The 24627-nt window shown below is 70.3% G+C and carries 22 protein-coding genes and 1 pseudogene; 16 read left to right on the top strand and 7 right to left on the bottom strand.

Annotation, left to right across the window (positions count from 1 at the left end; all coding sequences use genetic code 11):
• Positions 1 to 3 precede the first annotated feature (3 nt).
• The 3 genes from F9C11_RS30605 to F9C11_RS30615 all read right to left on the bottom strand — a co-directional run bounded on the left by F9C11_RS30605 (position 4) and on the right by F9C11_RS30615 (position 2083).
• Complete coding sequence (locus F9C11_RS30605) at positions 4 to 981, bottom strand: S1 family peptidase (protein WP_409180820.1); 978 nt, start codon at positions 979 to 981, stop codon at positions 4 to 6.
• 304 nt (positions 982 to 1285) lie between these two features.
• Positions 1286 to 1474 carry a hypothetical protein gene (locus F9C11_RS30610; protein WP_409180821.1) on the bottom strand — a complete coding sequence of 63 codons (189 nt, stop codon included), beginning with the start codon at positions 1472 to 1474 and terminating at the stop codon, positions 1286 to 1288.
• A gap of 177 nt (positions 1475 to 1651) precedes the next feature.
• Positions 1652 to 2083 carry a peptidase inhibitor family I36 protein gene (locus F9C11_RS30615; RefSeq protein ID WP_409180822.1) on the bottom strand — a complete coding sequence of 144 codons (432 nt, stop codon included), beginning with the start codon at positions 2081 to 2083 and terminating at the stop codon, positions 1652 to 1654.
• Positions 2084 to 2292: 209 nt separating this feature from the next.
• Here F9C11_RS30615 and F9C11_RS30620 point away from each other — a divergent pair, with 209 nt between their 5' ends.
• The 13 genes and pseudogenes from F9C11_RS30620 to F9C11_RS30680 all read left to right on the top strand — a co-directional run bounded on the left by F9C11_RS30620 (position 2293) and on the right by F9C11_RS30680 (position 16701).
• Positions 2293 to 3099 (top strand): helix-turn-helix domain-containing protein, encoded by an 807-nt coding sequence (locus tag F9C11_RS30620; RefSeq protein ID WP_409180823.1) that lies wholly within the window; start codon positions 2293 to 2295, stop codon positions 3097 to 3099.
• Between the two features lie 275 nt (positions 3100 to 3374).
• A complete protein-coding gene (locus F9C11_RS30625; protein ID WP_409180824.1) occupies positions 3375 to 4703 on the top strand; it encodes an MFS transporter in 1329 nt (442 codons plus the stop codon).
• A 29-nt stretch (positions 4704 to 4732) separates the two neighbouring features.
• A complete protein-coding gene (locus F9C11_RS30630; RefSeq protein WP_409180825.1) occupies positions 4733 to 5488 on the top strand; it encodes an SDR family NAD(P)-dependent oxidoreductase in 756 nt (251 codons plus the stop codon).
• A 17-nt stretch (positions 5489 to 5505) separates the two neighbouring features.
• Positions 5506 to 5938 (top strand): annotated as a pseudogene (locus F9C11_RS30635) (RbsD/FucU domain-containing protein).
• A gap of 62 nt (positions 5939 to 6000) precedes the next feature.
• Positions 6001 to 6777 (top strand): IclR family transcriptional regulator, encoded by a 777-nt coding sequence (locus F9C11_RS30640; RefSeq protein WP_409180826.1) that lies wholly within the window; start codon positions 6001 to 6003, stop codon positions 6775 to 6777.
• 487 nt (positions 6778 to 7264) lie between these two features.
• Positions 7265 to 8158 (top strand): streptomycin biosynthesis protein, encoded by an 894-nt coding sequence (locus tag F9C11_RS30645; RefSeq protein ID WP_409180827.1) that lies wholly within the window; start codon positions 7265 to 7267, stop codon positions 8156 to 8158.
• Positions 8159 to 8711: 553 nt separating this feature from the next.
• Entirely contained in the window at positions 8712 to 9566 is an 855-nt protein-coding gene (locus F9C11_RS30650; protein ID WP_409180828.1) for an N-acyl homoserine lactonase family protein, read from the top strand.
• Entirely contained in the window at positions 9559 to 11409 is a 1851-nt protein-coding gene (locus tag F9C11_RS30655) for an FAD/NAD(P)-binding protein (RefSeq protein WP_409180829.1), read from the top strand. Before F9C11_RS30650 ends, F9C11_RS30655 begins: the two co-directional genes overlap by 8 nt.
• Positions 11406 to 12389 (top strand): class I SAM-dependent methyltransferase, encoded by a 984-nt coding sequence (locus F9C11_RS30660; protein ID WP_409180830.1) that lies wholly within the window; start codon positions 11406 to 11408, stop codon positions 12387 to 12389. The genes F9C11_RS30655 and F9C11_RS30660 overlap by 4 nt, the downstream gene beginning before the upstream one ends.
• 43 nt (positions 12390 to 12432) lie before the next feature.
• Entirely contained in the window at positions 12433 to 12825 is a 393-nt protein-coding gene (locus F9C11_RS30665) for a cupin domain-containing protein (RefSeq protein ID WP_409180831.1), read from the top strand.
• A gap of 159 nt (positions 12826 to 12984) precedes the next feature.
• A complete protein-coding gene (locus F9C11_RS30670; RefSeq protein WP_409180832.1) occupies positions 12985 to 14202 on the top strand; it encodes a YbfB/YjiJ family MFS transporter in 1218 nt (405 codons plus the stop codon).
• A gap of 31 nt (positions 14203 to 14233) precedes the next feature.
• Positions 14234 to 15022, top strand: coding sequence for an enoyl-CoA hydratase (locus F9C11_RS30675; RefSeq protein WP_409180833.1), 789 nt, complete (start codon positions 14234 to 14236; stop codon positions 15020 to 15022).
• Between the two features lie 341 nt (positions 15023 to 15363).
• Positions 15364 to 16701: a KamA family radical SAM protein gene (locus F9C11_RS30680; protein WP_409187008.1), complete on the top strand. Its 1338-nt coding sequence runs from the start codon at positions 15364 to 15366 to the stop codon at positions 16699 to 16701.
• A gap of 8 nt (positions 16702 to 16709) precedes the next feature.
• On the opposite strand, the gene F9C11_RS30685 is transcribed toward F9C11_RS30680, so the two are convergent.
• From F9C11_RS30685 to F9C11_RS30695, 3 genes are all read right to left on the bottom strand, one after another.
• Positions 16710 to 17642: a nucleoside hydrolase gene (locus tag F9C11_RS30685; protein WP_409180834.1), complete on the bottom strand. Its 933-nt coding sequence runs from the start codon at positions 17640 to 17642 to the stop codon at positions 16710 to 16712.
• Between the two features lie 82 nt (positions 17643 to 17724).
• Positions 17725 to 18750, bottom strand: a complete 1026-nt coding sequence (locus tag F9C11_RS30690; RefSeq protein ID WP_409180835.1) for a LacI family DNA-binding transcriptional regulator — start codon at positions 18748 to 18750, stop codon at positions 17725 to 17727.
• Between the two features lie 382 nt (positions 18751 to 19132).
• The gene (locus F9C11_RS30695) at positions 19133 to 20899 is read right to left on the bottom strand and encodes a dihydroxy-acid dehydratase (RefSeq protein ID WP_409180836.1); all 1767 of its coding nucleotides are present in this window, start codon (positions 20897 to 20899) and stop codon (positions 19133 to 19135) included.
• A gap of 118 nt (positions 20900 to 21017) precedes the next feature.
• Between F9C11_RS30695 and F9C11_RS30700 the strand changes: the two genes are divergently transcribed.
• The 3 genes from F9C11_RS30700 (at position 21018) to F9C11_RS30710 (ending at position 23010) form a co-directional block, all read left to right on the top strand.
• A complete protein-coding gene (locus tag F9C11_RS30700) occupies positions 21018 to 22121 on the top strand; it encodes a DUF4157 domain-containing protein (RefSeq protein ID WP_409180837.1) in 1104 nt (367 codons plus the stop codon).
• Positions 22073 to 22375, top strand: a complete 303-nt coding sequence (locus tag F9C11_RS30705; protein WP_409180838.1) for a hypothetical protein — start codon at positions 22073 to 22075, stop codon at positions 22373 to 22375. The genes F9C11_RS30700 and F9C11_RS30705 overlap by 49 nt, the downstream gene beginning before the upstream one ends.
• Positions 22376 to 22560: 185 nt before the next feature.
• The gene (locus tag F9C11_RS30710) at positions 22561 to 23010 is read left to right on the top strand and encodes a DUF6294 family protein (RefSeq protein ID WP_409180839.1); all 450 of its coding nucleotides are present in this window, start codon (positions 22561 to 22563) and stop codon (positions 23008 to 23010) included.
• Here the strand turns inward: F9C11_RS30710 and F9C11_RS30715 are convergent.
• Positions 22998 to 24575, bottom strand: a complete 1578-nt coding sequence (locus F9C11_RS30715; protein WP_409180840.1) for a PucR family transcriptional regulator — start codon at positions 24573 to 24575, stop codon at positions 22998 to 23000. The genes F9C11_RS30710 and F9C11_RS30715 overlap by 13 nt on opposite strands.
• Between the last annotated feature and the right edge of the window lie 52 nt (positions 24576 to 24627).

Genomic DNA, 24627 nt, shown 5'->3' on the forward strand with positions numbered 1-24627 from the left:
GGATCAGGAATTGGGCAGCGTCACCCCGTACCTCTTGGCCGACAGCGTGGCCGGGAAGAAGCACGACGTCTGGGTGTCTCCGCCGGAGAGGGTGCCGAGGCCCTTGCCTCCGTCGTAGGCCGGGCCGCCGGAGTCGCCGTGGTCGGAGTGCGCCGTCGTGCAGAACTCGTGGTAGACCGTGTAGCCCTCCGCTTCGAAGGTGTAGTCGACCTTGGTCACCTCGCCCGACGTCACGCCCGAGGTGATCCCGGACCGCTTGATCTGCTCCCCCACCGTCGCGTCGGCGAATTCGGTGATCTTGGTGCCGTCGTTGATCTCGCTCGGTCCCTCGCCCGAAGCGTTCTCCACGAGCATGTTGTCCTCCTCGGGGAACACCGCGTCGACGGTGTTGCCGCCGTTCCACGGGCCGCCGCCGCCGAGTTTTTCACAGTGGCCTGCGGAAAGGAGCAGCTTCTTGCCGTCCTTCTCCACGTTGAACCCGTTGGAGCAGGACGCTTGGCCGTTGCTGATCTGGTCGCCGCCCTTGATGAACAACGACATCGCGCCGGGATGGTGTTCGACGCGGACCAGGTCGCCGTACTGGCGGGCAGTCTCGAGCAGCATCGCCTGCTGCGCCTTGGGGGTGGCGTCGTAGACGTCGACGACGACCTGGTTGCGGGCGAGGTCGAGGCCCCAGCCGGCGCTGGGCACGCCGCCGGTGGTGTCCAGGCGCTGTTTCACCGCGCTGAGCTGGCCCAGGCTGTACCGCACCACCTTCGCTTTCAGGCCGGAAGCGCGCACCTTGGCCGCGTCGGCGTCGTTCAGCACCGTGACGACCGGGGCGCCGCTGTCGTCGAGGTAGTGCCCGCCGGTGGCGGAGCCGAGACTGTGCATGACCGCGGCGGGGGTCGCGGCCTCGGCGGGCACCGCGGTCATGGCGAGGGCCAGCGTGCCCAGCGAGCCTACGGCGAGGACGCTCAGCCTGAAACGTGTCGATCGCATGTGTTTCCTCCTGCGCGGAACGGGAGAGAAAGGGCGTGGATTCGGTGCCTGGGTCAGGTGCGGAGGGGTTTCCTTCCTGGGCGTGGGGGCCGGGGGCTGTCGTCCTGGCCGTCTCGTCGTTGAATCCGAACGTGATCAACCTCAGGTTTGTGATTCTCGAACAGTCCCGGGCTGGGGCGACACCGACGAAGGTAGGTTCCCGTTTGGCGCAATCCCGCGTCCGAACGGCGCAGCGGCCCGGCCGGTCGATGCCGCCGTGGTCAGTGTGTGCGCCGCGCCTGAGTGTCCACTTGAGACGATCGTCTCAGTGCCAGCCCGCCGGGGTGGATCCGGTCTCGTAGTCGACGGGGCTGACGTGGTCCCATTCTTTGGGTTCCGCGGCGGCGGTGACGGAATTCGCGAGCAGGGCGTACGTGCCGCCGCTCTGCCGTCCGGGATTCTGCCGCCATCCCTCGCCGAGCGAACAGCGGGTGCTCCGGCAGCGATTGTCCACGGCTGAGAACCGAGCCCGCCAGGTAATACGTCCACTGAGCCGCGTCGATCCGGGGACGCGCGACCCCGCAGGCTCGCGCAGGGAGCGGCGATGCCGAGCAAGCGGCGGCGGGGATGGAACCGGTCGGCTCCGTCACCCGAGGGCGAAGGAGCCGACCGGATCGCAGCTGGGGTCCGCTCAGGTGATGTAGATCGAGCTGGCCTTGTCGTTGTCGGCGCCGAGCGAGGCCTGGGACGCTCCGGCCGGCATTCGCCTGGTGGTCCCCTTGCCATTGATGTCGTAGTACCAGAAGGCGTCGTGCGCGGTTCTGTTCCGCCACGACGACATCTGGTCATTGAATCCGTAGGAGGTCAGGTTCTGCACGACCTTGCGGTCCTTGAACTGGAGGTGCCGTCCCCTGCCGCCCGCGTGCTCGTAGAGGCACAGGTAGCCCTTGTCGCACGCCCAATCTGCGGCGGTGTCCGGGAACAGCTGCACGGCGCCGCCGTCCCAGCTCTGGACGGGCCGGGGCGGGCTCGGCGCGGTTCCGGCTTCGGCGGAGCCCGCCGCGAGCGCGCTGGCCAGAGCCGCGCCAGCTAGCGCCACGAGAATGCGTGACGTCACGGTCATAGTCGATAACTTCCTCTCCCTACGAAATTGCTTCAGAAAACGGTGCGAGTTCTGCCCGGGCCGCACCCGAGCCGTTTCTGCGGAACGGAAAAATCCCCTCGCTGGCCGACCTTTCTCGCGTCCGGGCTGCGCGGCAAGGGTTCCCGCGTCCCACGGGACGTGCTGAGATGAACCGGGAAGCCGTGCGCTTCGAGGGGGACATCAGAGATATGAGGGAAACCGATTCCGGCGCACCGGGAAAACCGCGGCGAAGGCGCGCCGCGGCCGGGGCGAAACGATCGCCCACGTTCGAGCGTCTGGCGGCGGAATTGCGCCGGGTCAAGCAGGCCGCCGGGCTGAGCTACGCCGAACTGCAGTCCCGCACGCCGTACAGCAGGTCGTCGCTGGAGCGGTACGTCAACGGGAAAGCCTTGCCGCCCAAGGAGGCCGTGCGGGCGATCGCGGAGGCGTGCGGCAGCGACCCGCGCCGTCTCGCCGAACTCTGGGACCAGGCGGACCAGGCACGCGCGGCGGGCACCGGGCGCCGGCGGCGGTGGGCGTGCTGGCGCATGGCTGCCGCCGTCGCCGCGGGCGCCGCCCTGACGTTCGCGCTGTCGGTGGTCCCGCGGCTGTTCGGGTCCGACCCGGCAGCGCCCGGCACCGCGACCCCGGCACCCACCGGCTATCCGGCCACCCGCCTGCCGGAAAGCACCTGGTCCCGCACCGCGGGCGCGGAAACCTCGGACACCGGCCCGCACCGCGGCGTGCTCTCCGCGACCATCGAGTGGACCGGGCCGAGCACCGGGCCGTACCGCGGACGGATCACCGGCTCAGTGCGCAACCAAGGCGCAGTGGGCTTCTGCGCGATCGCCGACGCCTGGTACGACGGCGCGACCTCGCCCATTGGCCAAGCGTGCGGTCCGGGCGCCGTCGGCGCGGTCGCGAGCGGTTTCGAACGCACGCAACGCGCGCTGGTGCGGGTGTGCCTGCGGCACGTCAGCACCAACGCCGTCCGGCACTGCAGCGACTGGGCCTAGCCCGCCGGCCACAGCGGCCTGGCCGCGAACGGTCACCCAGAGCCGCCTAGTCCGCTTGCCGCACAACAGTTTCCGCCGCCGGGGCACACAGCCCGGCGATCCGCTCACTGGCGAACCCGACGCCCCGCAGCCGGGTCGCGAGGTTCTCCCGCCCGAACCGCAGCCATCGCCAAGCTGTGCACTATTTGCACAACTAGTGCACCATGCACTACATTCCACCGCTGACAAGCGCCCGCCCGAAATCGGGGGCGCGACCGTGGTCAAGGAGGATCGCGATGGACAGGACGTTCCCGGCCGCGAAGCCGGGCATCGCACCGGGAATAGCCGAAACGACGCTGCGCCGCGTGCGGTGGCGGATCCTGCCGCTGATCCTGGTGCTGTATCTCGTCGCTTACCTGGACCGGAACAACGTCGGGTTCGCCAAGACCGGGCTCGCGCACGACCTCGGCATCCAGGACGCCGCCTACGGGCTCGGCGCGGGCATCTTCTTCCTCGGCTACGTCCTGCTGGAAATTCCCAGCAACGCGGCGATGTACCGGTTCGGGGCGCGCCGGTGGATCTCGCGGATCCTCGTCACGTGGGGCGCGCTGGCGACCGCGATGGCGCTGGTCTCCGGCGAAACGTCGTTCCTGGTGCTGCGGTTCCTGCTGGGCGCGGCGGAGGCGGGGTTCTTCCCCGCCGTGGTCTTCTACTTCACCTTGTGGTTCCCCACCGCGCAGCGGGCGGCGGTGCTCGGCATCTTCGTGCTGGCGCAGCCGGTGGCCAACGCGGTGGGCGCGCCGTTGTCCGGCGCGATCCTGAACCTCGACGGCCTCTGGGACCTGCACGGCTGGCAATGGGTCTTCGTCGTCGAGGGTCTTCCGGCGATCGTGCTGGGCGTGCTGACGTTGTTCTGGCTGACCGACCGGCCGGAGGACGCCGCCTGGCTGAGCACCGAGCAGCGCGCCTGGCTGACGCGGACGATGAACGCCGAACTCGCCGCCAAGGCGTCGCCCTCGCGCCGGCCCTTCCTGGCCGGGCTGAAATCGCCGAACGCGTGGGCTTACGGCCTGCTGAACTTCGGCATGGTGTGCGGAATCTACGGCCTCGGCCTGTGGCTGCCCGCCATCGTCAAAAGCCTCGGCCAGTTCGGCAACGGCACGCTGGGCTGGCTGGTGATGGTCCCGTACGCGGCGGCGGTTCCGTGTGTCTACTGGTGGAGCCGCCGGGCCGACCGCACCGGGCGGCGCGCCCTGCACGCCAGCGTCAGCATGGTCGTGGCCGCCGTCGGGCTCGTGGCGGCGGGCTACCTCCTGCCGGTCAGCGCGACGCTGGCGCTGATCTTCCTCTCGGTCGCCGCGATCGGGATCTTCTCCGCCATCGCGCCGTTCCTCTCCATCCCCGCCGCCCTGTTCTCCGGCGCCGCGGCAGCCGCGAGCCTCGGCCTGGTCAACTCGCTGGGCAACATCGGCGGTTTCGTCGCGCCGTACGCGGTCGGCGTCATCAAATCGGCGACCGGAAGCGATCGGCTCGGGCTGACCTTCCTGGCCGCCTGCCTCGTCGTCACCGCCGCAGCCACCTACCGCTACGCCAACCGTCGCCCCGAGGGCAACGCAGCCGCCTGACGAACATCCGCACCACCCCAAGGAGAACCATGAATCAGCTGCTCGCCGGGAAAACCGCGTTGGTCACCGGTGGCGGGATCGGCATCGGGAAAGCGATCGCGCGGCTCTTCGCGCAAGAGGGAGCGCGGATCGCGATCACCTACCGCACACACGAACCCGACCCCGGATTCCTCGAGGACAGCACCAGCCAGGAACCGCTGGCCCTGGCGGTCGACGCCACCGACCCGGACCAGGTCTCCGCCGCGATCGCGTCCGTCGAGCGCGAACTGGGCGGACTGGACGTGCTGGTCAACAATGTCGGCGGGCTCGTGCAACGGGCCACGCTCGACCAGTTGACGATCGAACTGTGGCAGTCGATCCTCCGGGTCAACCTCGACAGCACCTTTCTCTTCAGCCAGGCCGCTCTGCCCCTGCTGCGCCGCGGCTCGCACAGCCGCATCGTCAATATCGCCTCGCTGGCCGGCCACACCGGCGGGCATCCCGGCGCCTTGGCTTACGCCACCGCCAAGGCCGCGCTGTTCGGCTTCACCCGTGCCCTGGCGACCGAACTCGCCCCGGACGGCATCACCGTCAACAGCCTGGCGCCCGGTTTCATCGAAGCCACGCCTTTCCACGACACCTTCACCACTGCCGAATCCAAAGCGCGCACTGTCGCGGGCATCCCGCTCGGCCGCGCCGGCACGCCCGAGGACGTCGCCGGAGCGGCTCTGTGGCTGGCGTCCGGCTACGCCGGCTACGTCACCGGCACGGTCACCGACGTCAACGGCGGCCAGTACTTCCGCTGAGCAGGGAGAGTCCAGCGATGATCGCGAACACCATCACCCACCCCGAAGTGCTGTCCGCGCTGGCCCGCGCCGGGCACGGCTCCACCGTGCTCGTCGCCGACGGGCACTGGGCGGCCAACCGCGCCGGGCCCCGGGCCCGGACGGTGTTCCTCAATCTCACCGCCGGCACGCCGACGGTGCCCGAGGTGACCGCCGTCGTGCGCGGCACCGTCCACATCGAGCGCATCACCCCAGATGCGGCCGAGCCCGGACAGCCTTCCCAGCGAAGTCCAGGACCAGACCGCGGCGCTGTTCTCCCCCGGGGTGCCGCGCACGCTGGTGTCCCGGGAGGAGTTCTGCGCGCTGGCCGGCAGCGACGACCTGGTGCTGGCGGTCGTCACCGGCGACCGGCGCCGGTTCGGGAACGTGCTGCTGCACGTCGGCGTGCTCCCCTCCCCCGCGCTCTCGTAGCATTGTGCGGTCAGCGCACTCGCGGCGGAAATGCCGCACCGGCGGAGGAGCACCAGCCCAGCATGGCCCAGACTGTCCAGCGCGCGATCGACATCCTCGAGTTCTGCAGCGTCAGGCCGCGCACCCTGGCGGAGATCAGCGAGATGTGCGGAGTCCACCGCACCACCGCGCTGCGGCTGCTCCAGACCCTCGAAGGCGCTGGTTTCGTCCGCAAGGACGAACGCGGCCGGTACGGCGTCGGGTTCCGGCTGGCGGCGCTGTCCGAGTCCGCGCTGGCGCAGTTCGACCTCCGCACGCTGGTGCACCGGCACATCGTCGATCTCAGCGAACGCGTCGGGCAGACGGTGCAGTTCGCGGTCCGGCAGCGCGACCGCATCGTGTACGTGGACAAGATCGAGCCCGTCGGTTCGATTCACCTCGACACGCGCATCGGCGGATACGTCGTGGTGCACACCGCGGGCGTCAGCAAGGCGATTCTCGCCCATTTGCCGCGGCAGGAAGCGGCCGCGATCCTCGACCACGCGACTTTCGAGAGCTTCACCGGCAACACCCTCACCACCCGCGAGGCATTGGAAGAACGCCTCGCGGAGGTCCGGCGGCAGGGGTGGGCTTACGACGACGGCGAATACGAAGCCATCTCGAATTGCATCGCGGCCCCGGTGTGGGACTACACCGGCGAAGTCGCGGGTGCGATCAGCATCACCTCGATCAAAACGCAGGCGGACATCGACGAACTGCGCCGGCTGCTGCCCGAACTCCTGACCACCACCCAAGCTGTTTCCCGGGACCTCGGGCACCTCCGCGAGCCGGAAACACCGGCCGCCGGCGGAGACGGCTGACGACAACACTGCCCGCGCGGTGAAATCGTGGCCTGCCAACGCTTTTGCGCACAGTTCGAGGCGACGTCCGGAAACCCCGGACCATCCCGGCCACCGAAACCGCCGAGGTGACTCTGTGCGACGACCGGACTGGCCGGACGCGAAGAATGGCCCCGGCTGAGCCGCGGGGAAAGCACCGGCCGGCGCCCCGCTGCTCGGTGTAACCGAAGCGCGGCGGGCGTTCGTCCCGTTTGCCAGGACCGTTGCCGCCGTCGGCGCGAAAAGTACCGCATTTGCCGGAATTCGCATTCGATGCCGAACGCGCACCGTCGCCGCAAGAGGCAGATGTGGGGTTCGCGGGCGTCCGATCAGATGATCCCCCGGACGGCGTCGATGAACGATTGCCAACCGGCGAACTCGTCTGCCACAGTGGTAACTCGGTCTGAGGTGGACGACTCGGGCATCTGGGCTGGGGGAAACGGTGTCAGATTCAGTGTCGCTTGATGCGTTGAAACTTGCCGGCTCGCCGCGGCTGGAGGGAGAGGATCCGAAGCACGTCGAAGTGCTCGCCGGGACCGGTGCGCGCCTGCCGCCCGTTCTGGTGCACCGGGCCACGATGCGGGTGATCGACGGAGTGCATCGAGTCCTCGCGGCCCGCCGCCGCGGCGATACGGAAATCTCAGTGACTTACTTTGACGGCACGGATTTCGAAGCGTTCGTGCGGTCCGTGCAGTCGAATGTGCGACACGGCCTTCCGCTGAGCCGAGCGGATCGCGAGGCCGCGGCGGTGCGGATCCTGAAGTCGGGGGCGGCGTGGTCGGACCGGGCCGTGGCCGAGGTGACCGGGTTGAGCGCGCCCACGGTCGCGGCGATCCGCAGCCGGGCAACTGGCAATTCCTCGCAGTCGCACGCCCGGATGGGCAAGGACGGCAGGATCCGGCCGCTGACCACCGCCGAGGGACGGCGGGCCGCCGCCAGGATCATCGCCGAACGGCCGGACGCCCCGTTGCGCGAGATCGCGAGCAAGGCGGGGATCTCGACCGGGACGGCCCGCGACGTGCGGGACCGGCTGCGCCGCGGCGACGATCCCGTGCCGCTCAAGTACGCGAAAGCCCGGCTGCCTCCGGAGCCGCCCCGGCAGGACGCGGCCGTACCGGATTTGCAGGGCCTGCGCAAGGATCCTTCGCTGCGGTTCAACGCCGTCGCGCGCACTTTGCTGCAATGGCTCAGCATCTGCGACATCGACGACGATCAGCGGCACCATCTCATTCAGGGTCTCCCCGAGTACCGCCGCGACAACTTCGCCGAACTCGCCTTGGTGTGCGCCGAACGGTGGAAAAACCTCGCCAGGGAACTGCGGCAGCCGAATCGCAACCCGGACAGCGACGCTTCCGTGCGCTGAAGGTTCACCGGCCGGGCGGCGGTGCGGGTTTCCGGCGGACGATGTGCACGCTTTCAGCGTAAAGGCTGGCACATCGGGGCGCAACCATTCTCTTTGAGATTCTTGTTTCGCGGCACGGAAAAAAGGTGTCCGCCGATCCGGAAAGGATTGTTTTTCACCGCCCGGCCGGGCCGAGGCCACCGGGGAGCCGGGCAGCTCGCCGACGAGGCCGCGCCGCCGCGGCCACCTGCGACGGCGCAAAACGGGGTCGACACATAATGCGCCTCGAACCCGAAGTCCCATTCACCGGGCGAGCCTTCGAGCCGCCGGAATACCGGCCGCGATAATGCGCCGCGGAATCGTCGTGCCCGGCGGAGAAGCCCAGCCATTGGCTGGGCTTTTTCGTTGCCCTGCCACAAGTCTGACCAGAACTCGACGGAGTGACGCGTGGTGTGTAAACGCCGCCTATTGCCGACGGCGATTGCTGTCGGCTACGTTCTCCAACCATGGTCTCCCCAGGTATGGCGCCAGCTTCCACCATGCCCGCCGCGCTTTCTTTCCGGACGGTCCCGCGATGACCCCGGGCGTTTCCGGTTCGCCCGCTTACGAGGTATTCGCCCTTCGCTACGCCTCGCACTACGGCCGCAGCAGCGCCGACAACTTCCTCGGCGAGGATCCGCTCCACGGGTCGGAAATGCCGCTCGACTTCTTCGTCTGGCTCATCCGCGGAAACGGGCGCACGGTGCTGGTCGACACCGGTTTCACGCCGGAAACCGCGGTGCGGCGCCGACGGCACTACCACACGCATCCGGTCGATCTCCTGGCGCGGCTCGGCGTGGCTCCCGAGGACGTCAGCGACGTGATCGTGACGCATCTGCATTACGACCACGCCGGAAACATCTCCGCTTTTCCGGGCGCGCGCATTCACCTGCAGACCGCTGAGATGCAATTCTGCACCGGTCCGGACATGCGGCATCAGCTGTTGCGGAAGAACTACGAGCCCGCCGACGTGGGCGCCGCGGTGCAAAGCCTGTACGAGGGCCGCCTGCACTTCGCCGACGGCGAGAAGGAGATCGCGCCGGGCATTTCCGTGCACCTGTGCGGCGGCCACACCAGAGGCCTGCAGTTCGTCACCGTCGCCACGGCACGCGGGGAGCTCCTCCTCGCCAGCGACGCGGTGCACTACTACGAAAACTTCCGGCGGAACATTCCCTACCCGAGCTTCGCCGACCTCGGGGAGTATCTCGACGGTTATTCGCGCATCGCGGCCCGGACCAGTGCTCTCGACCGCGTCATCCCGGGGCACGATCCGCTGGTCCTGACCGCGTTTCCGCCCTCTCCGGCCAGTCCGGACATCGCGATGGTGCATTCCGCGCCGGTCGCCGAGCTGGCTTTCGGCGCTTCGCGGGCGGGCGCGGCCAATGTCTAGCTTCCGGCTCGCCATCATCGGCGGCGGCCCGCGGGCGCTGACCGTCCTCGAGCGGCTCGCGGAGCACCGGGAACGGCTGCCCGCCGACGCGAGTCTCGAGGTGCTGGTGATCGATCCCGGCAACCTCGGCGAGGGAAGCCATCCCACGGACCAGCCCGGCCATCTTCTGATCAACACCCTCGCGTCCCAGGTCACGGTGCGCCCGCCGCGGAGTTCCGTCGGGGACGACAGCACGCCGTCGGTGCTCGACTGGGCCGCTCGCCACCAAGGCGACGACCCCGCAGCCGCCGGGCGAAGCCACCTTCCGCGCGTCGTGCTCGGCCAATACCTGGCCGCCTTCGGCCGCGAGGTCGTCTCCGCGCTGTCTCCCGACATCCGGGTCCAGCACATCCGCGCCCGGGCCATTGACGTGCGGTTCGAGAACGACGTGTACGCGATCGATCTCGACAATGGGCAGACAGTCTTCGCGCGCTATTCCGTGCTCGCCATGGGGCACGGCTACCGCACGCAGACCGAGGAGGACCGGCGGCTGGCCGGCTTCGCGCGGGAAAACGGGACCGCGAACCCGCACCTCGCCTACTTCGCGTCTCCCTACCCCGTCCGCAAGCTGGACGCGATCGACCGCACCGCGCGGGTGGCGATCCAGGGCCTCGGCCTTACCGCGCACGACGTGGTTTCCGCGTTCACCCTGGGCCGCGGCGGGCGGTACCGGACCGAGAACGGCAAGCTGGCGTACGAACCTTCCGGACGCGAGCCGCGGCTGTGGCTCTGCTCTCGGCAGGCGCTGCCTTTCGCGGCCCGCGGCGTCAACCAGAAAGGCCAGACCGGACGCCACGTCTGCCAGTTCTTCACCCCGCAGGCCGTGGCCCGGCTCCGGGCGCGCGCCAGGACGCTGGGCGATCCGCGGATCGATTTCCAGGCCGATCTCCTGCCGCTGCTCCTCACCGAAATGGCCTATGCCTATCGGATCGCGGAAAGCGGCGAGCACGTCGACGCGCACGGCTTCACTCCGGCACCGGAGGAACTCCGGCTGATCCGGCAGGTCCTGTGGCCGCTGGAAGACCGGCGCTTCGCCTCGCCCGAAGAGTTCCGCCGCTGGTTCCTGGCGTCCATGGAAGAGGACCTCGCCGAAGCGTACCGGGGCAACTGCACCAGCGGCATCAAGGCCGCGACCGACGTCCTGCGGGACGCCCGCGAGGCGTTCCGCGCGGCGGTGGAATACGGCGGGTTGACCCCGGCGTCGCACCGCTATTTCGTCGAGCAGTTCGACCCGATCGTGAACCGGGTCGCCTTCGGTCCTCCCCTGCGCCGCAACGAAGAATGGCTGGCCCTGTTCGAAGCCGGGATCATCGAGGTCGCCGGCGGCGCGGCCAGCCGGATCGAAACGCCCGGCGACGAGCCCCGTTACCGGATCTCGCTGGCCTACCCCGACCGGCCGGTCGCCGTCCCCGTCGACGTGGTCGTTTCCGCGCGGCTCGACAAGTACTCGCCCCGCACCGACTCTTCTCCCCTGTCCGCGAACCTCCTCCGGCGCGGCCTGGTGCGGCCGTTCCGCAACGGGGAGTACCACCCGTCCGGGATCGACATCGACGAGAACCTGCGCGCGAAGAGGGCCGACGGCCGCGTTCAGCCGAGGTTGTGGGCCGTCGGCTTCGTGGTCGAAGGGCCGCACTTCTACACCCACGCCTTGCCGCGCCCGGGAATCGCGTCGAGGCAGACCGCCGACGCCGAAAAGATCGTGCTCGGGATTTTCGCCGATATCGCCGCAGTGGACACTATCGCCGCAGTGGCCACTGCGCGCTCGACGGCTCCGCCTGAAATTCGTTCGGAGGCAGTGCGATGACCAGCGACACCTACGTAGCCGACCTCACCTTTCCGCAGTATCTGGAGGAGATCAGCGAAAAACACCCCGGCCTCCGCGAACTGCTCGACCCGGAACGCATCGAGACCGGGGCGATCGAGGCCTACCTCAAGGAACTGAACACGTTGTCCTGGGAATTCGAGGGCCAGGACACCGGCGGCCGCGGGCAGGCGTGGAGCCGGACGCAGAACACCTCGAACAGCCGGCGAACCGGCATGACGAGCCTTCTGGAACTGTTCTCCCCCGCTTCCCCCGGAATTCCCCGGTCGTCTCTTCGGGTGCTGGACGTCCTGGGCGGCAGCGGCACCGTCGCGCGGCTGGCCGCGACCCTCGGAAACGACGCTCCTACTGTGCTCACAGCTGATATCTCAAACCTGATGATCAGCTCTTGCCGCGCGCACGGCCTGCCCTACATCCGCCAGTCCGCGGCGAGAAGCCTGTTCCGCGACAACGCATTGGACGGCGTCCTCATCGGCTACGGCACCCAGCTTTTGAGCCCGCAGACCCGGCAGCTGGCCGTCGCGGAAGCCTTCCGCACGCTCAAGCCCGGATCCCCGCTGGTGCTGCACGCATTCGAGGCCGGCGAAGGCGCCGCGCGATTTTTCGACGACGTCGTGCATCCGTATTCGCGCACCGGCCATCCGCACAAACACCTCACTCGCGAGGAGATTCGCGGCCTCTTTGCCGACGCGGGCTTTGGCGAACCGCGAATACATGGTATAAATGACCCGCTTATCCTGGAGGGCCAGACCGCCGAAGAGGCGAAAGCCAACGCGCTCATGCATTTGTACAGCGCCTACGACCTCTGCAAAATCCCCGGCTCGCCGCACGAGATCCAGAAGAGCCTCGAACCGCTCGTCGAGGAAACGCTCGGGCCGGTTTCGGTCCGCCGCGAACACGAGCGCTACCTCGCGGAAGTCCCGCGCACGGCTTTGGCGGCCATTGGCGTCAAAACCCAGTAGCCGGCAAGAGAACGCACGCAACCGCCCCAGAAGGAGCAGAAGCATGACCGATGTCGAAACGTCCGCCGGAGCGTCCGTCGGGACGCCGGCCGACCCCGTGCACGTCCAGGGCGGGATCAAACGGACGCTGCTGCAGAAAACCGAATTTCCCGACGGATACGTCCTCAACACGAGCGTCATCGAGGTCCCGGCCGGAACGAGCGCGTCGCCGCACACGCATCCCGGCATCGAAACCGGCTACGTGATCGGCGGCGAGTTCTACCTGTGCGTCGAAGGCCAGCCCGACCAGCACCACGTGGTCGGGAGTTCCTACACGGTTCCCGCCGACGCGGTGCACTACGCCCGGGTGCCCGGCCCCGAGCCGCTGAAGGTGCTGTGCTTCTTCGTCGTCAACCAGTCCCAGCCTCTCGCCACCGTGGAAAGGGCCGCCCCGTAACGGGAGCCGGCCGCCGGGCGGACTCTCGGAACCGGGCCGCGGGCAGGCCCGGCTCCGAGAGGGCGTCTCGCGGTTCCCGCCGGCGAGCGGTATGTTCGTCGGGCTTGCTGATCAAGCTTGTCGGTGTTCCTTCACGACCGCGTCTTGAGGTAATGGCCAGTGACAGCAGAATCCCCCCTGAAAGCCGACGACAGTCGCGGGCAGAGGTGGCGGGAGGTCGGCACGGCCCTCGGATTGTCCGGGGGCGCGGCGGTCGCGTTGGGGCTCTCCCGGTTTTCCTACGGCCTGCTGCTGCCGCCGATGCGCGCGGACCTGGGATGGACGTACGTCGAAGCCGGCGCGATGAACACCGCGAACGGCGCGGGGTACGTGGTGGGCGCGCTGATCGCCGCCTGGCTGGCTTACCGCTGGGGAATGGCGCGGACGTTTCTCGCGGGTTTCTCCGTCAGCGTCGTGATTCTGCTGGTCACCGCGACCACCACCGACGTGGCCGCCCTCATCGCGTTGCGGACTGTCGGCGGCGCTTCGACGGCGCTCACCTTCATCCTGGGCGCCGGATTGGCTTCCGCGATCTGCCCGGCGCGGAACCCGCGCCGGCGCGGCACGCTGGTCGGCCTTTACGTCGCGGGCGTCGGCATCGGCATTCTCGTGTCCGGCGTGGGCATTCCGATCGTTCTGAGCAGCGGCGTGCAGCAGTGGCCGGAAGGGTGGATCGTCCTCGGCGTCCTCGGCGCGGTGTGCCTGCCGGCGGCCTGGTGGGCGGCGCGCAGCGTGCCGGAGCCGGCGGGCAGCCGCATCGCCTTGCTGCGCGGCCGGGAATTCCGCCGGATCGCGCCCACGTTCGTCGGGTACGGCCTGTTCGGGGCCGGCTACGTCGGCTACATGACGTTCATCATCGCGCTGCTGCAGGAGCAGGGGCGCAGCAGCGGCCAGGTGATCTGGTTCTGGTCGGTGCTGGGGCTCGTGTCGGCCGTGGCGACCCTGCTGTGGGGCAAGGTGCTGGGAGTCGTGCGGGAGTCCCGGGGGCCGTCGATGGTCTTCGCGATCACCATGCTGGGCACGCTGCCGGTCCTGGTCTTCCCGGCGAGCCCGGCGGCGATGTTCGTCTCCGCGGTCCTTTTCGGGGGCAGCTTCCTGGCGGGTCCGACCGCGATCACGATCGTGGCGCAGCGGCAGCTGCCCGTCTCGTCGTGGACCGCGGCGATCGCGTTGCTGACCGTCTCGTTCGCGTTCGGGCAGGCCGTCTCCCCGCTGCTGGCGGGGGCGATCTCCGACGCCACCGGGAACATCTCCGCCGGCTTCTGGGTCTCGCCTGCCTTGCTGGCGGCCGCCGCGGCCGTGAACTTGCTGCAGCGTCCGGCCGCGGGAAAGTTCTAGCGGCAGCCCCCGAGAGCCCGAGAGGAACGGCATGTCCTACGAATACCTGCTCACCAGCGTGCACGGCGAAGGCGCGCTGAAAACCGGCCTGGTGCGGCTCAACCGGCCGAAGCAGATGAACGCGCTCAACGACCAGCTGATGGACGAACTGGGCGCGGCGCTGCTCGCTTTCGACCAGGACGAAAGCATCGGCTGCATCGTGCTGACCGGCACCGACAAAGCCTTCGCCGCCGGAGCCGACATCGCGGCGATGAAGGACTACGACTTCATGCAGGTCTGCAAAGACAACTTCATCACGCGCAACTGGGAAACGCTGCGCCAGGTGCGGAAACCGGTCATCGCCGCGGTGGCCGGCTACGCGCTCGGCGGCGGCTGCGAAGTGGCGATGATGGCCGACTTCATCATCGCCGCCGACACGGCCAAATTCGGCCAGCCGGAAATCACCGTGGGCATCGTGCCCGGCGCCGGCGGAACGCAGCGGCTTCCGCGTGCGGTCGGCAAGGCCAAGGCGATGGACATGGTGCTGACCGGGCGGATGATGGACGCCGCGGAAGCGGAGCGCGCCGGGCTGGTGTCGCGGGTCGTGCCCGCCGACGAACTGCTGCGGGAAGCGCTGGCCGCCGCCGAAACCATCTGCGGGCTCGGCATGCCCAGCGTGATGCTGGCCAAAGAATGCGTGAACCGGGCATTCGAAAGCCCGCTTTCCGACGGGCTGGCCTACGAACGGCGGATGTTCCACGCACTGTTCGGCACCGAAGACCAGCGCGAAGGAATGGAAGCTTTCCTCGCCAAACGCACGCCGCGGTTCAAGCACCGCTGACCGCGGAAAGCCGTTTCCGGCGGCGGGAACGCTCGCCTCCGGAAACGGAAAGGTGACACCGGGTCCGCCGTCCGGACTCGGCCGAAAATGGGGGACGATGTGCGACGATATCCTTTCGCGTGCCCGAAATGTCCAGCGTTCAGCCATCATTCCAGCGGGCGGAATTCGCCATCCGGCGGATCTCGCGCCGGCTTTCTCGACGCTCATTTCCCGGGGAGGAACACGACGACCATGAACGCCGCGCAGCGAAGACGCCCTCGCCCCTCCGACTCGGCGCCGTCCAGGATCGAAGAGGGCTTCGCGGCCTTCGTCAGCGGAGTGAAGGTGCGCCCGTGACCGTGATGGATACCGCCAAGAAAACCTCCGCGGGCCGGGGATTCCGGGCTTTCACCGCGAGACACCTCGACCAGCTGACCGCCCGCGCGGGACTGCCGCCCGCCGAGCGGCTGGCGGTGCGGGCCGTGGCGGAGGTCCTGCCGTTCCGGACCAACAACTACGTGGTCGACGAGCTGATCGACTGGTCGGCGGCCCCCGACGACCCGATCTACCGGCTGACGTTCCCGCAGAAGGACATGCTGCCGGAGGAGGACGTCGACCACATCGCCGGCCTGCTGCGCCGCGACGCGCCGCGCCGCGAGATCCAGCAGGCCGCCCACCGGGTGCGGATGCGGCTCAACCCGCACCCGGCGGGACAGCTGCGGCTCAACCGGCCGGTCGTGGACGGGCACGTGCTGGAGGGCGTGCAGCACAAATACCGCGAGACCGTGCTGTTCTTCCCCCGCCAGGGGCAAACCTGCCACGCCTATTGCAGTTACTGCTTCCGCTGGGCGCAGTTCGTCGGCGAACCCGATCTGCGGATGGCGGCCGACGACGACGGCGTCCAGGAGCTCGTGGACTACCTGCTCGCCCACCCCGAGGTCACCAACGTGCTGATCACCGGCGGCGACGCGATGATCATGAGCGCGACGGTGCTGCGGCGGTACGTGGAACCGCTGCTCGCGCTCGACCAGCTCGAGTCCGTCCGGGTCGGCACCAAGGCACTGGCGTTCTGGCCGCGCAAATTCGTGACCGACCCGGACGCCGCGGACCTGCTCGCGCTGTTCGAGCAGGTCGTCCGCTCGGGCAAGAACCTGGCCCTGATGGCGCACTTCTCCCATCTCCGCGAGCTCGAGACCCCGATCGCCGAGCAGGCGGTCTCCCGGATCCGCAGCACCGGGGCCGTCATCCGCACGCAGGCGCCGCTGATCCGTTCGATCAACGATTCGGCGCTGGTGTGGGAATCGATGTGGCGCCGGCAGGTGCGGCTGGGCATGGTGCCGTACTACATGTTCGTGGAGCGGGACACCGGGCCCGCGGACTACTTCGCGGTGCCGCTCGCCCGCGGGCACGAGATCTTCCGCGACGCCTACGCCTCGGTCTCCGGACTGGCGCGGACGGTGCGGGGGCCTTCGATGTCGACGACGGCGGGCAAGGTCTGCGTGGACGGGGTGGTCGAGGTGGCGGGCCGCAAGGTGTTCGCCCTGCACTTGATCCAGGCGCGCAATCCCGAGCTGGTGGGCCGGCCCTTCTACGCCGAATACGACCCGGCCGCGGTGTGGCTGAGCGATCTCAAGCCGGCGTTCAGCGATCGGTTCCCGCTGGAGGAGAGTCCCGGCGCCGCGGTGCCGGTCTGCCAGTAGCCGCGGAGCTACTTCAGGTTCGCCACGGCATCGCGGACGAGCTGCCAGAACTTGGGCACGTCCAGCGTGATCGCGATGTCGGCGTTCGGCTCCCGGCCGAGCATGCCGTGCAGGTCGACCGCCGTGGCCCCGGACGTGAATTCGCCCTGGGTCTCGACGTCGACGCGGCTGCGCCGGACGGTGGCGACGGTCCGGTCGATCGCGAGCGCGACCGTGATGGGATCGTGCAACGGGGCTTCCGGCATGCCTTCGACGGCGTCGTAGGCGCCGCAGAAGAAGCGGAGCAGGTCGACCCCGAACGCGCTGGTCTCGTTTCCGATCGCGGCGATCGACCGGAGCACCTCCTCGGTGATCAGCGCCTGGTGCGAAATGTTCAGGCCCACCATGGTGAACGGGAGACCGGCCTTCACCACGAGGTCGGCTGCTTCCGGGTCGGCCCAGGCGTTGAATTCCGCGTAGGCGCGGACGTTTCCCCGTCCGGTCGAGCCGCCCATCCAGATGATTTCCTTGATTTTCTCCCTGACGGCGGGCCGCTGCTCCAGGAGCGTGGCGACATTGGTGAGCGGCCCGGTCGGGATCAGCGTGACGGGTTCCGCCGCTTCCTCGAGCAGGTCTGAGATCAGTTCGACCGCGCTTCGTTCGTCCAGCGGAACCGTCGGGTCCGGGAGGACCGGGCCGCCGAGGGCGTTTTCGCCGTGGATCCAGGCCGCCGGGGTGAGTTCGCGGCGCAGCGGCCGGTCCGCCCCGGCGGCGACCGGCACTCCCCCGACTCCGGCGACGGTGAGCGCGACGCGCGCGTTGTGCGTCGTGTGCTCCAGCCGTCCGTTCCCGCCGACCGTCGTGACGCCGAGCAGGTCGATCGCCGGGTTCCCGGCGGCGAGCCAGAGGGCGAAGACGTCGTCGTGGCCGGGATCGCAGTCGATGATGACCGGGACGGGCATCGGGTCCTCCAGGATGCGTAATCGTTTCCGCAGACTGCGAAAACGATTACGCACCGGGTGAGGGTTGTCAAGGGACCCCGGCTCACGCCGAAGCGGGCAGCTCCGCGCGCTTCGACGACATGCCGATCTCCAGCGTGGGGGCGATGCGGTTGCGGCGGACGGCCCCGGTGTCGGAGCCGTCGATGCGGCCCCGCAGGAGCCGGACGGCCTCGGCCGCGATGGCCGGGACGGGCTGGACCACGGTGGTGAGGACCGGCCAGAAGACCCGCGCCAGCTCGATCCCGTCGAAGCCGGTGACGAGGACGTCCCGCGGGACGTCGTACCCGAGTTCCCGCAGCTTCGAGACGAGCCCGACGGCGATCTGGTCGGACCCGGCGACGATCGCGTCGGGCAGCGGTCCGGCGGCGGCGATGTGCTCGGCCGCGCCGGCGCCGCTCTCGATGCTGAATTCGCTCCGGTAGGTTGCGCGGACGTCGATGCCGGTCCGGCGGGCCATCGCGTGGAAGCCCTCCCACCGCTCGACTCCGACGGTCGTGGCGTCGTCCGCCCCCGCGAAGGCGACGCTGGCGACGTCCTGCTCGGCCAGGTGCTCGAAGAGGAGCTGCATCCCCAGCAGGTTGTCGACGCCGACGAAGTCCGCGACCGGCCGGTCGGTGGCCCGGTCGACCTCGACGACCGGCACGTCCCCGGGCAGGCTGGCGAGCGACTGCGCCGACGCCGCGCGGTCGGAGGGGATGAGCAGGATCCCATCGACGCGGCGCTCGCCGAACACCCGCAGGCGGCGCACCTCCTCGTCGACGAACCCGTGCGAATCGGCCAGCAGCAGCTCGAAACCGGCGCGGTTCAGCTCGTCCTCGACGGCTCCGATCAGCTGGGCGAAGAACGGGATGCCGATGACCGGCACGATCATCCCGACGAGCCGGCTCGAACCCTGCCGCAAAGCCCGGGCCACGGGGTCGGCCCGGTAGCCCATCTCCGCGGCGATCGCGTGCACCCGTTCGATCATTTCGCGGGACACGCGCGGCTTGCCGGACAGCGCGCGCGAAGCGGTCGCGATCGACACGCCAGCCCGCGCCGCGACGTCCGACAGCGTGACCTTCGACCGCACGGGCCGCTCCTTTCGCCTGCTCCACGTCGGGCAACCGGGCTGGTAATCGTTTGCACCGCGGCTGTGGCGCGAGCCTCTGCGCCGTGGCCCGCATCCTATCTCGCCTGTTCAGCGAGCGGCACGACAGGGAGGCGCGATGGCCGGTCGCGTAATCGTTTCCGCGTCTGCCGAACAAGCCGGACTGGGTTTCGACGGAGCGAGGCCGACCGGCGCGACGGCCCTGGTGCGGACCCGCACGCCGAGGACGAACCGAACCGGCCCGGCCGCCGTCCGCGCCGTGCCCGCCACCACCGGCGGGTGGCGGGTCACCGCGCGACGCAGTCTCCGGCGGGCAAGTACCCGGTGCGGTTCGGTCAGGTTCCGGGACGCCAGGCCAGCCGGGTCAGGGAGCGACCTCCGCGATGCCCGCGCCGTCGATGGCGGAACTGGCCAGCGCGCGCATGCGGCGGAGCAGGCGGGACGTCACCGGGCGGACCAGCGGATGGACGCCGCCGTTCGCCGCGGCGGCCTGCTGCCACTTCGCGCGGCGCTCCTGGCTGACCGCCGGGTCGGCCAGTTCGGCGCATTCGAGGGTGTCGGTGTTCAGGTCGACCGTGATGGTGTCGCCGTCCTCGACGAGGGCGATCGGTCCGCCGAGCGCGGCTTCCGGGCCGACGTGCCCGATGACCAGCCCGACCGAGCCGCCGGAGAACCGGGCGTCGGTCATCAGCGCGATCGAGATGCCCTTTCGCCGGCACAGCGCGGTGATCCGGGAGGTCGGGTCCAGCATCTCGGGCATGCCGGGAGCGCCCCGAGGGCCTTCGTAGCGGATGACGACCATGTCCCGGTCCGCGAACTCGTCCGGCGTTTCCACGAGCGCCCGCAGCAGGGCCTGTTCGCTGTCGAAGACGCGCGCCCGTCCCTCGAACCGGCCGTCGACCACGCCGGTCTCGACCCCGGCGAGCTTGATCACCGCGCCGCCGTCGGGGGCGAGGTTGCCCGACAGCAGCCGCAGGCCGCCGGTCGGCTTGAACGGTGCGGCGACGGGGAAGATCACCTTTCCGTCCGGGGCGGGCGGGGCGAGCCGTTCGATCTGCTCGCCGAGCGTCTCGCCCGTGCAGGTCAGGGTCGAGCCGTCGAGCAGATCGTGCCGGAGCAGTTCCGCCACGACTGCCTGCAGGCCGCCGGAAGCGTCGATGTCCACCATGCTGTACTGCCCGAACGGCCGGGCGTCGACGAGCACCGGGACGGTCCTCGAGAGCCGGTTGAACTCCTGCTGCGTCATGACCTGCGACCAGAAGTCGAGCCCGGCCGCGCGGGCGATCTCCGGCGCGTGCAGGACGACGTTGGTCGAGCCGCCCAGCGCGATCGCCACGACCGCGGCGTTGCGGAACGCGGCCGGCGTGGCCAGGTCGCGCGGCGCGATCCCGCGCTGGGTCATGATTTCCAGGCAGTCCACGATCTGCTCGGGGAATTCCTCGACCCGCCGCGGATCCTCGGACGCGGGCGACACCATGTGCAGCGGCTCGAGCCCCAGCACGGCGATGAAGGACTGCATCGTGTTGTAGGTGAAGATCCCGCCGCAGCTGCCGTGCCCGGGACACGCGTTGCGCGCCCACCGCTCGCGTTTGGCCTCGTCCGGGTCCCCGGCGACCTGGAAACAGCTGACCAGGTCGATCCGTTCCCCGGTTTCGGGGTCCGTGCCCGGCCGGATCGAGCCGTCGGACAGCACCACCGCGGGCACGTTGCGCTCCAGGATCGCCGCCGTGGCCCCGACCGGGGGCTTGTCGCACGCCACCACGGCGACGGCTCCCCGGATCTCGCTGCCCTCGAAATGCAGCGACAGCCCGTCGTTCGTCGTCTCGCGGCCGATCAGCGAGTACCGCATCTGCGGCGTGCCGTTGCGCTGGCCGTCGGAGATCCCGCCCGAGTAGTTCGGGGCCAGCAGCCGGACCGGCAGGTCGCGTTCGCGGATCCGGCGCCCCAGCGCTTCGTGGATCGCCTCGACCTTGTCCGTGACGCCGAGGTAGCAGACGCTGTCGCCCAAGGTGCCGACGACGCCCCAGGCGTCCCCGTGGATCTTGTCCACGTCCTGCCCCAGCGCCCGGGCCGTGGCCACCGCCTGGCAGTCCTGTCCCGGACGCCACCGGTCCCGGCTCGACTCGTCCATCAGCTCTCCCTCTTCCGGTCCGCGATCGCCCCCATCGTCGCAGATCCGTCCCGGCGCGCAGCCCGTGCGGACAGGCGTTGGCCGGTTCGCGGTGACGGCGGGGACGGACCCTGGGCCGATGACCCACGCCCACCCGTCGCCGCGGCGGAATCCCCGGCCGGAGCGGGACGCGGCGGCGGAGGCGGTGCGGTCGCCTGGCGAGCCGTTGGACCAGCCGGCCAGCGCGGTGCTGAGCGCGCGGTTCGGGCAGGACTTCAGCACCGTCCGGGTGCACGCCGACTCGCGCGCCGCCGACGCGGCCCGGGCACTGGGCGCGCGGGCTTACACGATCGGCTCGCACATCGCGTTCGCCGCCGGGGAGTACGCGCCCGCGACGGCTTCCGGGCAGCGGCTGCTCGCCCACGAGCTGGCGCACGTCGTGCAGCAACGCGGAGCTTCCGGCGCGCCGGAAGCGATCAGCCGGCCCGGCGACCCGGCCGAGCGGGAGGCCCGGGCGATCGCGGCTGGCGGGAAAGGGGTCCCGGTCCAGGCGACGGGCCTGATGGCGCATCGGGACACCCACGACGACGAGGAACCCCGGGACGCGTCCTTGCCCGACGGCGCTCCCGTGCCGGCGGACGCGGGTGCGCCTGCCGCGGATTCCGGCGTTCCTGCTCCGGACTCGGGCTCGGCGACGCAGGACGCGGCCGCCCCATCCGGACCGGCTGCATCGGCAGCCCCGCCTGGCCCGGCTGCCTCGGCCACCCCGCCTGGCCCGGCTGCCTCGGCCACCCCGGCTGGTCCGGCCGCCCCGGAGCTGGGCGCGGGCGTGACCATCAGCGCCGCGGCCAGCGTCGCCCTGTGCGCCCGGTACGGCACGCAGATCGGGTTCGTGCTGCGTTTCCGGGACCAGGCGGTCGAAGTACAGCGCCGCAGCGGCGCGCCGGCCGCGTTCGTCCTCGGCCAGATGGCCCTCGAGCTGGGCTGGGGGACACGCGGGGCGGCCGGCAACAACCTGTTCAACGTGGAGGCCGGTCCGCACGATCCGCCGGACCGGCGCCAGTCGGAGGTCACCGAAGAGGTCTACGCGACCCCGCATCCCCATGACCCGCGCCTGACCGGGGCGGAACCGAGGATCTGGCCGAATACCAGGGGTCCCGGGTTCCGGCACCGGGTGCGCCGGAATTTCTCCGCGTGTACCCGACCGAAGCGGACTCGATCGCCGAGCACTCCGCCCGGCTGACCCAGCGCCGGTTCGCGGCCGCCTGGCAGCACGCGGACGACCCGGTGGAATTCGCCCGCCGGGTGGCGACCGCCCGGCCGCGGTACGCGACCGATCCGGCCTATCCGGCCGACCTGCCCTCGACCACGGCCCTCGCCAACCGCCTGGCCGCGCTGATCCGCGACTATCCGGACGCCGCCCGCGCGGCCGCCGACCGGGCCGACCGGCAGCGGGAGCTGCGACGGCAGCGAGCGCACCGCGCGCGGCACCGCTAGAACGCCAGAGCCGGGACAACACCGGTTCCGCACCCGCGAGCTCGGCGAGCTGCCGAATCAGGAGTCCCGGAACGGAATCCCGCCGCCACGGTGTCAATCCCCAAAATCCGGTATTCCGCGCGCGTCCGGACCCGGGCCACGGTGGGGATCTGCCCAGGACCGGAAACGGAAAGCGAGAAACCACGATGAATTCCACCGTTCGCAGGATCACCGCGATTTTCGGCGCCGGAGCCGCGGGCGCGGCTCTGCTGGCCGGATCGCCCGCGCTCGCCGGCCCGGCGCGTCCGCACGGCCCACTGGAGGAGAAAAGCGTGGTCTGGGGCCAGCTGCACGCCGGCGACTGCCAGCAGGACAACGGGACCATCGTCGTCCGGTCCGACGGAACCGGCGAGTGGAGCGCCACCACGCTCACCTACCAAACCCATTCCGGGGATGTCTGGCATTCCAGCTTCGATTTCTACACCACGGCCGGGTATCACCTGTTCCGCCAGCCGAACGGGGGCACTTTCGACAGCCCGCGAATGAACGACGGAAATCCGCCGCCGCGCTACTCCTGGGGCGCCAAGTTCACCTTCAACCCGGCGGATTACAGCGGCATCGACCTTTACCAGACGCAACAGCACTACAGCTGCTGACCGCGTCGATCCCCGGCCTGAGGAGCTGCTGCGGCCGGCGGCGCCAGAAGCCGCGTCTGCAGTTCGATCGTGAAGCGCTGCACCGGATCGTCCAAATCGACCGCGCACAGCTCTTCGATGCGCTGCAGCCGGTACCGGAAAGTGTTGCGGTGTATCCGAAGCGCGGCCGCTGCCCGGGTGGCGTCGCCGCCGGCGTCGAACCAGCAGCGGAGCGTGTTGAGGTATTCGGCGCCGCGCGGGGACGGGTCGCGGCGCAGGACGTCGAGGGAACCGCCGAGCAGGCCGGGGTGTTCGGCGGCCAGGTCGGTCAGCTCGGCGATCAGGACGTGCGGGAGCAGGTCCGTCAGATGCGCGGTGCCGGGGCTCGGCCGGGCGGCGAGGACGCGTGCCGCGTGCCGGAGAGGGCCTGCGTCGGCGCGGAGTTCGGCCCCGGTGGCGCAGGGGCGGCCGAGACACGCCACCAGCGGCGCGCCGGCCGAGGCACGCCGTCGCAGGCGTTCGGTGAAATCGGCCGGTCCCGCGCCGGGCGTGGCGGGGACCAGGACGAACAGCAGGGAGTCCAGCACGGCCGTCGCGGTGGCGGGGTCGAGCATCCGCGCGCAGCGGGCCAGGGCTCCCTCGCGGCCGGGGGCGACCGGGCCGAGGGCGGCGAGCAGCCACCGCCGGGAAGTGCCGAGCCGTTCGGTCAGCGCTTCCAGCGATCCGGAACCGGCCAGCAGCCCGCGCAGCAGCTCGGCGCGGATCGCGTCCTCGTCGTCCCGTCCGGCGGGTTCGTCGAGGAACCAGGCAGCGGCGGCCGTCGACACCTCGGTCAGCACCCGCGGCACCGACTCGGACGTCCGGCGCGGCGTGCAGAGGACGTAGCCGCCGACAGCGGCACCGGAGCGGATCGGGGCGCTCCATCGCGGGGCCGCGTCCGGGAGGTCCAGGCGCGCGACACTCCGCACCCGCGCGAGATGCTTCCGCAACTCCACCGGAATCCGCCGGGCGAGCACCATTTCGCTGGTGAGCGCGTCCACCGGTTCGCGGCAGCCGAAAGCGAGCACGCGGAACGCCGCGTCGACGACCACCACGGCGCCGTCCAGCGCCAAGGCGGCGCTTTCGGCGAGGTCGTAGAGACCGCCCGCGGTGGGCGGCAACCCGCGCGCGCCGAGCCGGGCGCCGGCCAGCAGGGACTGCACGACCGTGCCGATCTCCGCCCAGCCGACCTGGTTTTCCGCCACCAGCACGGGCACGGCCGCGGTCGTGAGGTCGAATCCCGGCGGAAGAGCGCCCTCGCGGACGACCAGCGCCGCGGCACCCGCCCGATGAGCAGCGGTGAGGGCTTGCGCCAGGTCGTCGCCGGCCGGCCGAGGCGCCGTCACCAGCACCAGTTCGTTTCGCCCGGGAAGGCGCGCAGGGTCCCACGGAGCCGCCCCGGCGAGCGGCCGGTCCAGCCCGGAAGCCGCGGCCGCCACGCTGAACCAGCCGCGTCGCGCGCTGACCAAGAGCGCCAGCCGGACCGTCCCGTCCGGCGGCGGGAGGTCGGCGCCCAGTGCTCCTGGCCAGGTGTCGACTGCCGTCATCGGGCCGCTCCTTCCCTCCATGCCACGCTGCGTCGGGGGAAGGCTAAGCAGC

Source organism: Amycolatopsis sp. VS8301801F10, assembly GCF_046195355.1.
Taxonomy (GTDB): Bacteria; Actinomycetota; Actinomycetes; order Mycobacteriales; family Pseudonocardiaceae; genus Amycolatopsis.

What these genes read in the sequence shown, in the direction of transcription:
- F9C11_RS30710 (WP_409180839.1), top strand. Translation starts at nt 22,561, where the DNA reads ATGAATTCCACCGTTCGCAGGATCACCGCGATTTTCGGCGCCGGAGCC.
- F9C11_RS30695 (WP_409180836.1), bottom strand. Translation starts at nt 20,899, where the DNA reads ATGGACGAGTCGAGCCGGGACCGGTGGCGTCCGGGACAGGACTGCCAG.
- F9C11_RS30700 (WP_409180837.1), top strand. Translation starts at nt 21,018, where the DNA reads ATGACCCACGCCCACCCGTCGCCGCGGCGGAATCCCCGGCCGGAGCGG.
- F9C11_RS30615 (WP_409180822.1), bottom strand. Translation starts at nt 2,083, where the DNA reads ATGACCGTGACGTCACGCATTCTCGTGGCGCTAGCTGGCGCGGCTCTG.
- F9C11_RS30625 (WP_409180824.1), top strand. Translation starts at nt 3,375, where the DNA reads ATGGACAGGACGTTCCCGGCCGCGAAGCCGGGCATCGCACCGGGAATA.
- F9C11_RS30715 (WP_409180840.1), bottom strand. Translation starts at nt 24,575, where the DNA reads ATGACGGCAGTCGACACCTGGCCAGGAGCACTGGGCGCCGACCTCCCG.
- F9C11_RS30605 (WP_409180820.1), bottom strand. Translation starts at nt 981, where the DNA reads ATGCGATCGACACGTTTCAGGCTGAGCGTCCTCGCCGTAGGCTCGCTG.
- F9C11_RS30650 (WP_409180828.1), top strand. Translation starts at nt 8,712, where the DNA reads ATGACCCCGGGCGTTTCCGGTTCGCCCGCTTACGAGGTATTCGCCCTT.
- F9C11_RS30675 (WP_409180833.1), top strand. Translation starts at nt 14,234, where the DNA reads ATGTCCTACGAATACCTGCTCACCAGCGTGCACGGCGAAGGCGCGCTG.
- F9C11_RS30685 (WP_409180834.1), bottom strand. Translation starts at nt 17,642, where the DNA reads ATGCCCGTCCCGGTCATCATCGACTGCGATCCCGGCCACGACGACGTC.
- F9C11_RS30665 (WP_409180831.1), top strand. Translation starts at nt 12,433, where the DNA reads ATGACCGATGTCGAAACGTCCGCCGGAGCGTCCGTCGGGACGCCGGCC.
- F9C11_RS30680 (WP_409187008.1), top strand. Translation starts at nt 15,364, where the DNA reads ATGGATACCGCCAAGAAAACCTCCGCGGGCCGGGGATTCCGGGCTTTC.
- F9C11_RS30640 (WP_409180826.1), top strand. Translation starts at nt 6,001, where the DNA reads ATGGCCCAGACTGTCCAGCGCGCGATCGACATCCTCGAGTTCTGCAGC.
- F9C11_RS30660 (WP_409180830.1), top strand. Translation starts at nt 11,406, where the DNA reads ATGACCAGCGACACCTACGTAGCCGACCTCACCTTTCCGCAGTATCTG.
- F9C11_RS30630 (WP_409180825.1), top strand. Translation starts at nt 4,733, where the DNA reads ATGAATCAGCTGCTCGCCGGGAAAACCGCGTTGGTCACCGGTGGCGGG.
- F9C11_RS30655 (WP_409180829.1), top strand. Translation starts at nt 9,559, where the DNA reads ATGTCTAGCTTCCGGCTCGCCATCATCGGCGGCGGCCCGCGGGCGCTG.
- F9C11_RS30620 (WP_409180823.1), top strand. Translation starts at nt 2,293, where the DNA reads ATGAGGGAAACCGATTCCGGCGCACCGGGAAAACCGCGGCGAAGGCGC.